Consider the following 12,197-nt stretch of genomic DNA (forward strand, 5'->3'; position numbering starts at 1 on the left):
GTGGAAATCATTTATGAAGATTTTAAGGAGGCATTATCTAAAATAAAAGTGCTAAGAGAAAACGCTAATATAATAGAAGAAACTGTTCAAAGAAGTGTAAGAGAAATCATTAGAAATTTAAGGGAAGGAAAAGATGAGGCTTTATCTTTCTATACAAAAAAGTTTGATGGTGTAGAGATGAAAGATTTTCGTGTAAGTGAAGAAGAAATACAGCAAGCGAGTATGTTTGTAGAGAATTCATTTTTAGAAGCTTTAAAAGAGGCGAAGAAAAACATTGTTTCGTATCACGAAAAGCAAAAGAAGCACTCAATATTCGATTGTGAAAGTAAAGGGATAATTAGAGGGCAACTCATTCGGTCGTTAGAAAATGTAGGTGTATATGTACCGGGTGGGACAGCCTCATATCCTTCTTCAGTATTAATGAATGTATTGCCGGCGAAACTCGCAGGTGTGAAAAAGATTGTAATGGTAACACCGCCGAGGAAAGGAGGAATTGATCCGCATATATTAGCTGCTGCAGATCTTGCGGGAGTAGATGAAATTTATACGATAGGTGGAGCACAAGCAATTGCTGCGTTAGCATACGGGACGGAATCGATTCCGAAAGTGGATAAAATAGTTGGACCGGGAAATTTGTACGTCGCTCTAGCGAAACGAGAAGTATACGGAATAGTAAATATCGATATGATTGCTGGTCCATCAGAAATTGTAGTTGTCGCGGATGAAACAGGTAATGCAAAATATATCGCAGCGGATTTATTATCGCAAGCAGAGCATGATGAGAGAGCAACGGCGATTTGTATTACAACGAATATGGAACTAGCTAAAGAAGTAGAAAAAGAGGTAGAAAGACAGTTAGAAACGTTACCAAGAAGTGAAATTGCACGTGAATCAATAAATAGAAATGGAGCCATCTTTATCGTTGCTTCTTTAGAGGAGGCACTAAAGTTATCAAATAAAATTGCTCCAGAACATTTAGAGTTACATATAAAAGAACCGATGAATGCTCTAGATTATGTGAAACATGCAGGCTCTATTTTCCTTGGGCCATATGCACCTGAAGCGCTCGGGGATTATTTGGCGGGACCGAATCATGTATTACCAACGAGCGGAACGGCAAGATTTTTTTCTCCGTTATCAGTCGATGATTTCGTGAAAAAATCAAGTTTTATTTCTTATACAGAGGAAGCATTAAAAAATGTACAGCATCATATTGTAGAGCTTGCAAATAAAGAAGGGTTACATGCACATGCGAGAGCAATCCAAATAAGGTTTGAGGAGGAAAAATAATGCGTCAGTCCAGTCAAGCACGTGAGACGACAGAAACAAAAATTAAATTAAGTTTGCAGCTTGATGAAAGTACGAGTGTATCTATTCAAACGGGGGTTGGTTTTTTCGATCATATGCTGACTTTATTTGCTAGACATGGAAGATTTGGATTGCAAGTTGAGGCAGAAGGTGATGTATTTGTCGATGCACATCACACCGTTGAAGATGTTGGAATTGTACTCGGAAATTGCTTGAAAGAAGCATTGCAAAATAAAGAAGGAATTAATCGTTACGGTTCCGCGTATGTACCGATGGATGAATCTTTAGGATTTGTTGCAATTGATATAAGTGGACGCTCATATTGTGTATTTCAAGGGGAATTAATAAATCCGAAGCTTGGGGATTTTGATACAGAATTGACGGAAGAATTTTTTAGAGCAGTTGCACATGCTGCCAATATTACATTACATGCGCGCGTTCTATACGGAAGTAATACACATCACAAAATTGAAGCATTATTTAAAGCTTTTGGTAGAGCGCTTAGAGAAGCGGTCGAAAAAAATGCCAACATTACTGGTGTAAATTCAACGAAAGGGATGTTGTAATTGATTGCCATTATAGATTATGGAATGGGGAATATTCGCAGTGTAGAGCAAGCATTAAAATATACTGGCGCAGAGTACATTGTAACGAGTGATAAAGAAGAGATATTGAGAAGCGATGGCGTGATTCTACCGGGAGTAGGTGCATTTCCGAAAGCGATGGAAGTATTAAAAGAAAGAGATTTAGTGTGTGTACTAAAAGAAGTTTGTGACATAGGAAAACCACTCCTCGGTATATGTTTGGGCATGCAACTTTTATTTGAACGAAGTGAGGAACTAAAAGATTGTAGCGGATTAGGTTTACTACCAGGTGAAATTCGTAAGTTAAAAGTTTCGTATAAAATTCCTCATATGGGATGGAATGAATTAAGGAAGGAAAGAGAATTTCCGCTTTGGAATGGATTAGTGGATGGTTCTTTCGTGTATTATGTTCACTCATATTACGCGGATTGTCCAGATGAAATTGTATGCGGAGTAAGTGATTATGGAATGCAAATACCAGGGTTTGTCGCGAAAGGAAATGTATTTGGTGCACAGTTTCATCCAGAAAAAAGTGGCGAAATAGGCATGCAAATATTAAAAAATTTTCAAGGAGTGGTAGAAGCATGGAAATCTTCCCAGCTATCGATTTAAAAGAAGGGCGATGCGTTAGACTTTATCAAGGAGAGTTTAGTAAAGAAACGGTGATGAATGAAGATCCGGTAGCGCAGGCGATCATATTTGAAAAGCTTGGAGCGGAAATACTACACATTGTTGATTTAGACGGTGCAATTGCTGGCGAGTCGTTAAATTTGCCCGTCATTGAAAAAATCTGCAAGGCGGTACGTATTCCTGTGCAAGTGGGAGGAGGAATTCGTTCACTTGTAACGGTGGAGAAGTTATTGTCAGCAGGTGTAGAAAAAGTGATTTTAGGAACAGCAGCTCTTTATGATAAGTCATTTTTAGAGGAAGCAGTTCGTCTATATAAAGAGAAAATCATTGTTGGAATTGATGCGAAAAATGGTTTCGTAGCAACGAGAGGTTGGCTTGATCTGTCTGAAATTTCTTACGTTAGTTTAGCGAAACAAATGGAAAGTTTAGGTGTTCAAACGATTGTGTTTACAGACATTTCGAAAGACGGGACGCTTGCAGGTCCAAATTTTGAACAATTAGCGATACTTCAAAAAAGTGTGGGCATTCGTCTCATCGCCTCTGGAGGAGTGGCATCTATTCAAGATGTGAAAAAGTTAAATGATATGAATATATATGGTGTCATAATTGGAAAGGCGCTTTACGAGAAAACGATTGATTTAGAAGAAGTGTTACAGGTAACGAAGTTATGTTAGCGAAACGAATCATTCCATGTCTAGATGTGAAAGAAGGGCGAGTCGTAAAGGGTGTAAATTTTATAGGATTACAAGATGTCGGTCATCCGGTTGAAATAGCTGAAGCATATAACGAGGCAGGGGCAGATGAAATCGTATTTTTAGATATTACAGCGACTCATGAAGGAAGAAAAACGATTATAGATGTTGTAGAAAAAACAGCAGCTAAAGTATTTATTCCTCTTACGGTTGGCGGGGGGATTTCAAGTGTGAAAGATATGTACAATTTACTAAGAGCTGGAGCAGACAAAGTTTCAATAAACTCAGCGGCAGTGCGAAACCCGAAGTTAATAGAAGAAGGGGCAGAACACTTTGGATCACAATGTATTGTCGTGGCAATTGATGCTAGAAAAGTAGCAGAAGGTAAATGGAACGTATATGTCAACGGCGGAAGAGTTGACACAGGAATGGATGCTATAGAATGGGCGAAGCGTGTTGTTAAACTTGGGGCAGGTGAAATTTTGTTAACGAGTATGGATGCAGACGGAACGAAAAGCGGATATGACCTTCGTTTAACAGAAGAAATTTCAAAAAGTGTTTCCATTCCAGTCATCGCATCAGGGGGCTGTGGTCATACGGATCATATTATAGAAGTTTTTCAAAAGACAACAGTTGATGCAGCGTTAGCGGCATCCATCTTTCATTATGGTGAGGCGACAGTGCAGAGTGTAAAGCGAAAATTAAGAGATGCAAATGTTGAGGTGCGGTTATGAAACCTAATTTTTCAAAAGGATTAATACCAGCAATTGTCATCGAAGAAGGTACGAAAGAAGTTTTAATGCTAGCTTATATGAATGAAGAAGCATATGAAAAAACGTTAGAGACGAAAAGAACATGGTTTTATTCTCGTTCGAGGCAGTCGTTATGGAATAAGGGGGAAACATCAGGGAATGTTCAATATGTGCAATCTTTATATTTAGATTGTGATCAAGATTCAATTGTTATGAATGTGAAACAAGTAGGACCTGCTTGTCATACGGGAGAGAAGACATGTTTTCACTATCAAATTATATAGGGGGATACATATGGAAAATGCCTTTAAGTTGCTGTATAAAACAATTGAAGAACGAAAGGAAAGCCCACTTCCTGAATCGTATACAAATTATTTATTTTCAAAAGGAGAAGATAAAATTTTAAAGAAAATTGGTGAAGAGTGTGCTGAAGTAATTATCGCATGTAAAAATAATGATAAAGAAGAAGTAGTGAAAGAAATGGTTGATGTATTTTATCACTGTTTCGTTTTATTAGCTGAAAAAAATATTACATTGGAAGATGTCATGCGAGAGGTGAAAGAACGAAATGGAAAGCTTTCGAAAGTTGGGGATAGAAGGGAAATAGATACATTATAAGGGGGAATGTATATGAAAGTAGATTATCATCTTCACTTAGAAGAAGGACCGTATTCAATAGGATGGCTTTCTAAAATAAATGAAGCGCTGGAACGTTATGAACCGCTTCAAGAAAGGCATTCTATTGATTGGCTTATGAAAACACAAGAGCGTTTGCAAAAGCGTGTGAAGGAAGGGCCATTTACAACAGAATGGATGGACCTCTATTTAGAAGAAGCTGTGCGAAAAGGTATAAAAGAAGTGGGAATTGTTGATCATCTATATCGTTTTCATGAAGCGAAAGGATATTATGAAAAATATGTAGATATTAGTGATTCTAAGCTCGGTCGTATACAGAAGGAATGGTTAGATCAAGTAAGGGTAGTTTCACTGTATGATTTTACAAAGGTTATTGAAGAGGCGAAAGAACGATGGAGTAAAAGAGGTGTCACGCTTAAACTTGGAATTGAAGCGGATTATTTTATTGGTTGTGAAGGAGAGTTAAAAGAATTATTAGCGCTAGGAGACTTTGATTATATAATTGGTTCTGTTCATTTTCTAAATGGCTGGGGATTTGATAATCCAGATACGAAAGAATATTTTGAGAAGCATGACCTACGCGCATTATATGATATGTTTTTTAAAACAGTTGAGAGTGCGATTCGTACCGAGTTATTTGATATTATCGCTCATCTTGATAATATAAAGGTATTTAATTATCGATTGGATGAGAATGAACAGCTTTCTTATTATGAGGAAATTGCCTGTGCGTTAGTAGAAACGAATACGGCAACAGAAATAAATGCAGGATTATACTATCGTTATCCTGTTCGTGAAATGTGCCCAAGTCCACTATATTTACAAGTATTAGCTAAGTATGGTGTTCCAATTACGATTTCTTCGGATGCCCATTATCCAAATGATTTAGGGAATTATGTACAAGAAAATGTACAAACATTACGAGCTCACGGTGTTACTCAGGTTGCAACATTTACGAAGCGAGCAAGAGTAATGAGGTCGCTTGAAGAAGAAGTAACAAATTCAAAATGAAACGCAATTTTTTGATGAAAACCGTCCTTTTTGTTCAAAATAAGAAAGAATGAAAAGGAGGGTAAGAAATGGCGAAACAACAAAATAAACAAAATGTACAAGGTGCACAGCAACAAGCTTATACTTCTGAAACGAATGCTGTATCTCAATCGGTTATTGAGGAGCAAATTAGCGATACGGTTGCAGAAGGAACGATTGATGTGAAGCTTGGAAAAGAATCGCAGGAAAAAGCGTAAGAAAAGGGGAGAGTTGCATCTCCTCTTTTTTCATGGAAAAGTGTCGATTTTTAAAACTATAATCAAATTCCTTGGTTTTTATATGTGGATTTCTTACAATGAAATATAAGAGATATCTTATTTTCTATAGAAGAGGTGTTAGTAGTGGCAAAAATATTAGTAGCGGGAAAAATTCCGGAAATTGGATTAGAACTATTAAAAGATCATGATGTAGAAATGTACGATAAAGAGGAGTTAATTTCTATAGATGAATTAACAGAGCGTGTAAAAGATAAAGATGCATTGTTAAGTTTACTTTCGACAAAGGTGCCAAAAGAAGTTATTGATGCAGCGCCTCATTTAAAGATTGTTGCAAACTATGGTGCTGGTTACGACAATATTGATTACACGTATGCGGGCGAAAAAGGAATTGCAGTTACGAATACACCGAAAGTATCAACGGAAGCGACTGCAGAATTAACATTTGCACTTCTTTTAGCAGCGGCGCGTAGAATTCCTGAAGGGGATACGTTATGTCGTACGACCGGATTTAACGGATGGGCACCGTTATTTTTCTTGGGACGAGAAGTCCATGGTAAGACAATCGGAGTTATAGGTCTTGGAGAAATCGGGAAGGCTGTTGCAAAACGTGCGAAAGCATTTGGAATGGATGTTTTATATACAGGGCCAAATCGTAAGCTTGAAGCTGAAAGTGAACTGGGAGCAACGTATGTGACGTTGGAAGAATTATTACAAACAGCAGACTTTATTACAATTAACTGTGCTTATAATCCAAAATTACATCATATGATTGATGAAGAGCAGTTTAAAATGATGAAGAAAACAGCGTATATTGTAAATGCTTCACGTGGACCAATTATGAATGAAGCAGCACTTGCTCATGCATTAAAAACGAATGAAATTGAAGGAGCAGCTCTTGACGTGTTTGAATTTGAACCGAAAATTACAGAAGAGTTAAAAGAATTAAAGAATGTAGTACTTGCTCCACACGTAGGGAATGCAACATTTGAAACTCGTGATGCGATGGCTGAAATGGCTGTTAGAAATATTTTAGCTGTATTAAACGGCGAAGAGCCAGTAACACCTGTAAATGAAAAGGTATTAGTCACAAAATAAAAAGAAACCTTCCGGACTCGGAAGGTTTTCTTATTTTTCTTTATTTGTTTTTTTAGACGGTCTTTGTCTAATGAATTGAGATAACATGTACAAAATATATAGTGGAATGGCAATGAATAAGAAAACAGAAAAATTTCCAAATCCTGTTTGATACATTGTAATAATGATTCCAACTAAAAATAGTGTAATAATGATGCTATATCGTGGAATTGGTACATCTTTTAAACTTGGGATACGAATGCGGCTCACCATTAAAAATGCGAACGTTACAAATACGGTAATAAGAACGATTTTTGGAATGGTATGTGAAAATAACGTTAAGAAAGCAACAAGCCCTCCCGCTGCTGTAATCGGTACTCCAGTGAAATATTTCATTGAAGTAGAAGATGGTGTTACATTAAATCGTGCTAAACGATATGCTCCGAAAAGAGGGAATAATCCCGCTATGTATAATCCGATGATTCCGTAGTTTGAGAAAGATGTGTAATACATTAAAACAGCTGGTGCTGCACCAAATGTTACGACATCTGCAAGCGAGTCGAGCTCTTTTCCCATTTGTGAATCAACACGTAATAAACGAGCAACACGACCATCAAGACTATCTAACATCATCCCGATAAGTACTAAAATAGCAGCTGATTTATAATATCCTAAAGATGCATAGCCGATTGATAAAAATCCGCTATATAAATTTCCGAGCGTAAATAAGTTTGGAATAGCTGCTCTATACAAAATCTGATCCCTTGCTTTCTGTAATAAATTCTTAATTAGTGTATGAAAGTTTACTTATTTTATCATACCATAAATTTATTCCTCATACGAAAGAAATTACCAATTTGTGAAAGATTTCATAGAAGGATGGTTTGAAAATTAAGTGAAAATAAAAAGAGGAAGCAACTTGTATAAAGTTGCTTCCTTTACTATTCAAATTTCGTTGTCATCGTTCCAGTTTTATATCGATTATTAGGATCGAAGCGTAATAAATCTCCATAAATTAATTTATCGGAGAGTTTTAATTCTGTTTTTGCTTTTTCAATATACGGCTGACATAGCGTCATGTCAGCTTCTTCACCCGTACTTCTTTTGTAGCACATATTTTTTGTATAAACATACTCTTCAGAAACAAAGCTACCATCACGCATTACCATAAGCGGGTCTTTCTCTTTAATAAATAAGTCAGTTCCAAATTCAACGGATTTATTTGTTTTAATACCAAGTAAATGAAGGAGCGTTGGCTTAATATCAATTTGACCGGATACTTTAGAAACAACTTTTCCTTCTTGGCCAGGCACATGAATAATAAGAGGGACTCGTTGTAATTGCATAGAATCGAATGGTGTAATAGTATCTTTTCCTAGGAACTGTGCCATAGCTGCGTTATGGTTTTCGGAAATACCGTAATGATCACCATAGATGACAATAACGGAATTATCATACAATCCTTCTTCTTTTAATTGTTTAATAAATAATTTAAGAGCTTCATCTGTGTAACGAACAGTTGGGAAGTAGCGGTTTACAACACCACTTTCCGAGTTGAATTCATCAACATATTGATCTTCCGGATTTAGAAGAAATGGAAAATGATTTGTTAATGTAATAAATTTTGTATAGAACGGTTGCGGTAAAGATTTTAACTTTGGAATAGATTGTTCAAAGAACTCTTTATCTTTTAATCCCCAACCGACAGACATTTGCTCCGTTCCTGCGTAATCATTTAAATTAAAGTAACGATCATATCCAAGCGCAGGATACATTACATCCCGATTCCAAAACGTTTTATCATTTGAATGGAAGACGGCAGAAGAATATCCGTATTTCTTTAATTGTTCTGGTGTCGCTGTGTATTCATTTGTTGCATGAGTAAAGAATACAGAACCACGATCTAGCGGATAAAGTGAGTTTTCAACGATAAATTCAGCATCAGAAGTTTTACCTTGTCCAGTTTGATGATAGAAGTTATCGAAATAGAAACTATCCTTAATAAATTCATTTAAAAATGGTGTAATTTCTTTTCCATTTATTTTTTTATTAATAACAAAGCTTTGTGTAGATTCCATTGAAATTAAAATTACATTTTTACCTTTTGCAGCTCCAAATAAGTTTTTATCAACTTGTTTGTCTTTTGAGTCTGTATAGTTTTTAATTTCAGAAAACCCATCCCCACTTGCAAATACACGCTCAGCTGAGGACTTGGATTGAAGCGTAATATCAAATAGATGATATGTGTATAAACCTAAATTCTTCACGACAGTTTGACGGTCAAATGAGCGTGAGAACATTTGTGGTTTATAAATAACTGATACAACAATTTGTAGTGCTAATAAAGCTGTTACACCGCTAAAGAAAGTTCGCTTCTCTGAGCGGGAAAGTGGTGTTTTGTCCCCAAATGATGGGAATTTACGCGAAATAAACATTAAAATAATTGCATCTGCAAATAAAAGTAATGTTTTGTACGTAAAGAGTTCTTTTATACTTGTCCCTAAATCAGCCATATTGTTTGTTTGGAATAAAACCGGGAAAGTAACGAAATCGTTATAGAACCCATAAAACATTGCGTTTCCAAATAAAATAAATGACAGTATAAAACTGATTCCAATTATAATTCGGTTTCGGTGCTTAGATGCAAGTAAAGCTAAGCCGAAAAATAAAAGTAACGCAGCTAGTGGATTGATAAAAAGCATGAATTCTTCAAAGAAATTATCAATTTTAATATCAAATGCTAGCTTGTACACAATATATGTTTTAATCCATAGTAAAACGACTGCAACGAGTGCAAATCGCAGTTTTGGAAACAGATGTTGTAGCATAATATACTCCTCTCCTAAAAAGCATGACAGTTCTTGAGAGTCAGTTTGCTTAACGACTCATTTTATATATACGAACAGTCCTTTGTTATTATGATTATTATACTATGAGTATCATTATACGAAAATAAAAGAAGGTTGTGGGCTTTTTTATAATAATCGAGTAGAAAAAGAGTGGTGGGAGACAATAAAACAGAATTTCTATGTATGATAATTATCGTACGCAGAAAGAATCGCGTGATAATACGGAGGTTATAATGCGAAAATTATTATGTTTTATAGCATGCAGTAGTGTTATATTTTTTACTTCACCGAGTGTGTCGGTAGCCCAATATGATGCACCTCTTATGGAAGATGCACTTTATTCTGTTTTATTTCCAAAAATAAATAAAGCAATTGAAAAACAATATGGAAGTTTGAAACCTTATCAATGTCCTAAAATTATTAGTTTAAAAAAAGTGTATAGCGGTACATATTTATTTCAAGCAAGTATTGAAGTGACAAAGTATGAACGTGTTGCTGGGAAAATTGCTCCACCATTTGAGAAGGTAACGATTACATTTAATAACGAAGAAGGCGAATGGGAAGTAACAAAGGTATTAGTAAAGCGCTTACCAGACGATACGAAATTAAACTGCAAAAAAACAATATAAAAAATTGTTTGACAAATAAAATGGTCCTTTGGTATTGTTAATAGCAACAATTAGATGTTTGAAAATTAAATAGACTTACCTCATCTACTCTCAAAGGTAGAGGCCGCGATAGGAAAGAGTAAGCTATGGGAGATTTAATGGAATCTGTGATCATAGGTTGAAAGGGACTATTGCCGAAATATAAGAATAACCATCTTATTCATATATTGGGACTGCATTGAATAAATGTAGTACTGTCATAATATTTATTTTATGGAGAGCTATTTGGAGATGTTGATGCGGTTTCTTATTTTGAGGAGATAACAACTCGTTTATTTTTTCAATATATATTTTTCCTAATAAGAAACGCGTGTGAACATTGTTCCGCGCGTTTTTTGTCTATCTAAAAGCGTGCTGCAATGAATAGAAGATTGGGGTTATGAGTTTTAGAGGAAATAAGGGAGGAATTTAAATGTATTTACACGGCACAAGCCGAATTAATGGGCAAGGACACTTAGAAATTGGAGGGTGCGATACGACGCAGCTAGCAAAGCAATACGGAACACCACTTTATGTATACGATGAAGAGTCTATCCGAGGAAAATGCCGAGCATTTCATCGTGCTTTTAAAGAAAGTGGTTTCTCTTATCAAGTAGCATATGCAAGCAAGGCGTTCTTGTGCATGGAGATGTGCCGAGTAGCTCGTGAAGAGAGTATGTCATTAGACGTTGTTTCTGGGGGAGAATTATATACTGCGCTCCAAGCAGGATTTCCGGCATCACGTATTCATTTTCATGGAAATAATAAAACAGAAGAAGAAATAGTGATGGCTCTTCAGGCGAATATCGGTTGTTTTGTCGTAGATAACTTCTTTGAATTAGAAGTTTTACACGATTTAGCGATGCAACATGGGAAATTTGTGAACATATTAATTCGTGTAACGCCTGGAGTAGAGGCGCACACACATGAATATATTACAACAGGTCAAGATGATTCGAAATTTGGATTTGGCGTTTCAAACGGTCAAGCGATGCAGGCAATTAGATTTGCTGTACAAAAATCCAATTATAATGTGCTAGGGATCCATTCACATATTGGATCACAAATATTTGAAACAGCTGGTTTTGTTCGAGCGATTGAAGTTCTTCGCCAATTTTTAGAAGAAGTGAGAGAGCAAACAAACTATGTAGTAAAAGTGTTAAATGTAGGCGGAGGATTTGGAATACGTTACACAGAGTCAGATACACCATTAACTCTTGAGACATATGTGCGAGCTGTAACAAGTGCAGTGAGAGAACAATTTACTGTATGTGAATATCCATTGCCAGAAATATGGGTTGAACCAGGCCGTAGCATTGTAGGTGATGCTGGGACAACACTTTATACAGTTGGATCTGTGAAAGATATTCCTGGTATTCGGAAATATGTATCAGTCGATGGTGGAATGACAGATAATTTAAGACCAGCTTTATATAGCGCGCGTTATGAAGCGATGTTAGCGAATCGAGGGAATGATGAGAATGAGGAACTCGTTTCGATTGCCGGGAAATGCTGTGAGAGTGGAGACATGTTGATTTGGGATATTCATTTACCGAAAGTCGCTGCTTCTGATTTACTAGCAGTTTCCTGTACAGGAGCATACGGGTACTCGATGGCGAATAATTACAATCGGATTCGAAGACCAGCCGTTGTCTTTGCAAAAGGCGGAACATCGCAAGTAGTTGTGGAACGTGAAACATATGAAAATATTATTGGGAACGATCGCATACGTATTAAAGAGCTTGTCTAAATAGGAA

General features: G+C 36.3%; 14 protein-coding genes and 1 riboswitch. Of the genes, 12 read left to right on the plus strand and 2 right to left on the minus strand.

What is annotated here, in order from left to right; translation table 11 throughout:
• From hisD to MKY21_RS07185, 10 genes are all read left to right on the plus strand, one after another.
• Positions 1–1,290 (plus strand): histidinol dehydrogenase, encoded by a 1,290-nt coding sequence (hisD, locus tag MKY21_RS07140; RefSeq protein ID WP_341075804.1) that lies wholly within the window; start codon positions 1–3, stop codon positions 1,288–1,290.
• Entirely contained in the window at positions 1,290–1,874 is a 585-nt protein-coding gene (gene hisB, locus MKY21_RS07145; RefSeq protein ID WP_001249950.1) for an imidazoleglycerol-phosphate dehydratase HisB, read from the plus strand. Before hisD ends, hisB begins: the two co-directional genes overlap by 1 nt.
• The gene (gene hisH / locus MKY21_RS07150; protein WP_000560362.1) at positions 1,875–2,504 is read left to right on the plus strand and encodes an imidazole glycerol phosphate synthase subunit HisH; all 630 of its coding nucleotides are present in this window, start codon (positions 1,875–1,877) and stop codon (positions 2,502–2,504) included.
• Entirely contained in the window at positions 2,477–3,196 is a 720-nt protein-coding gene (gene hisA / locus MKY21_RS07155; protein WP_000402298.1) for a 1-(5-phosphoribosyl)-5-[(5-phosphoribosylamino)methylideneamino]imidazole-4-carboxamide isomerase, read from the plus strand. The genes hisH and hisA overlap by 28 nt, the downstream gene beginning before the upstream one ends.
• Entirely contained in the window at positions 3,190–3,948 is a 759-nt protein-coding gene (gene hisF, locus MKY21_RS07160) for an imidazoleglycerol phosphate synthase cyclase subunit (protein WP_000880115.1), read from the plus strand. The genes hisA and hisF overlap by 7 nt, the downstream gene beginning before the upstream one ends.
• Positions 3,945–4,250 carry a phosphoribosyl-AMP cyclohydrolase gene (gene hisI / locus MKY21_RS07165; protein ID WP_000803963.1) on the plus strand — a complete coding sequence of 102 codons (306 nt, stop codon included), beginning with the start codon at positions 3,945–3,947 and terminating at the stop codon, positions 4,248–4,250. Before hisF ends, hisI begins: the two co-directional genes overlap by 4 nt.
• A gap of 10 nt (positions 4,251–4,260) precedes the next feature.
• Positions 4,261–4,584, plus strand: a complete 324-nt coding sequence (gene hisE / locus MKY21_RS07170; RefSeq protein WP_000426356.1) for a phosphoribosyl-ATP diphosphatase — start codon at positions 4,261–4,263, stop codon at positions 4,582–4,584.
• Positions 4,585–4,596: 12 nt separating this feature from the next.
• Positions 4,597–5,613 (plus strand): histidinol phosphate phosphatase domain-containing protein, encoded by a 1,017-nt coding sequence (locus MKY21_RS07175; protein WP_000861856.1) that lies wholly within the window; start codon positions 4,597–4,599, stop codon positions 5,611–5,613.
• A 68-nt stretch (positions 5,614–5,681) separates the two neighbouring features.
• The gene (locus MKY21_RS07180; RefSeq protein ID WP_001118882.1) at positions 5,682–5,849 is read left to right on the plus strand and encodes a YozQ family protein; all 168 of its coding nucleotides are present in this window, start codon (positions 5,682–5,684) and stop codon (positions 5,847–5,849) included.
• Between the two features lie 144 nt (positions 5,850–5,993).
• Complete coding sequence (locus MKY21_RS07185) at positions 5,994–6,965, plus strand: 2-hydroxyacid dehydrogenase family protein (RefSeq protein WP_001062840.1); 972 nt, start codon at positions 5,994–5,996, stop codon at positions 6,963–6,965.
• Positions 6,966–6,995: 30 nt separating this feature from the next.
• On the opposite strand, the gene pssA is transcribed toward MKY21_RS07185, so the two are convergent.
• A complete protein-coding gene (gene pssA, locus MKY21_RS07190) occupies positions 6,996–7,697 on the minus strand; it encodes a CDP-diacylglycerol--serine O-phosphatidyltransferase (RefSeq protein WP_000285418.1) in 702 nt (233 codons plus the stop codon).
• Between the two features lie 188 nt (positions 7,698–7,885).
• On the minus strand, positions 7,886–9,772 hold the full coding sequence (locus MKY21_RS07195) for an LTA synthase family protein (RefSeq protein WP_000939082.1): 1,887 nt from the start codon (positions 9,770–9,772) through the stop codon (positions 7,886–7,888).
• 254 nt (positions 9,773–10,026) lie between these two features.
• On the opposite strand from MKY21_RS07195, the gene MKY21_RS07200 reads away from it, so the two are divergent.
• Positions 10,027–10,422, plus strand: a complete 396-nt coding sequence (locus tag MKY21_RS07200; protein ID WP_001228751.1) for a DUF3888 domain-containing protein — start codon at positions 10,027–10,029, stop codon at positions 10,420–10,422.
• 89 nt (positions 10,423–10,511) lie between these two features.
• Positions 10,512–10,693, plus strand: a riboswitch (Lysine riboswitch).
• A gap of 180 nt (positions 10,694–10,873) precedes the next feature.
• Positions 10,874–12,190 (plus strand): diaminopimelate decarboxylase, encoded by a 1,317-nt coding sequence (gene lysA / locus MKY21_RS07205; protein WP_000280678.1) that lies wholly within the window; start codon positions 10,874–10,876, stop codon positions 12,188–12,190.
• Positions 12,191–12,197: the final 7 nt, after the last annotated feature.

Origin of the sequence: Bacillus sp. FSL R9-9497, assembly GCF_038005805.1 — a bacterium.
In the GTDB taxonomy this organism is placed as follows: Bacteria; Bacillota; Bacilli; order Bacillales; family Bacillaceae_G; genus Bacillus_A; species Bacillus_A cereus.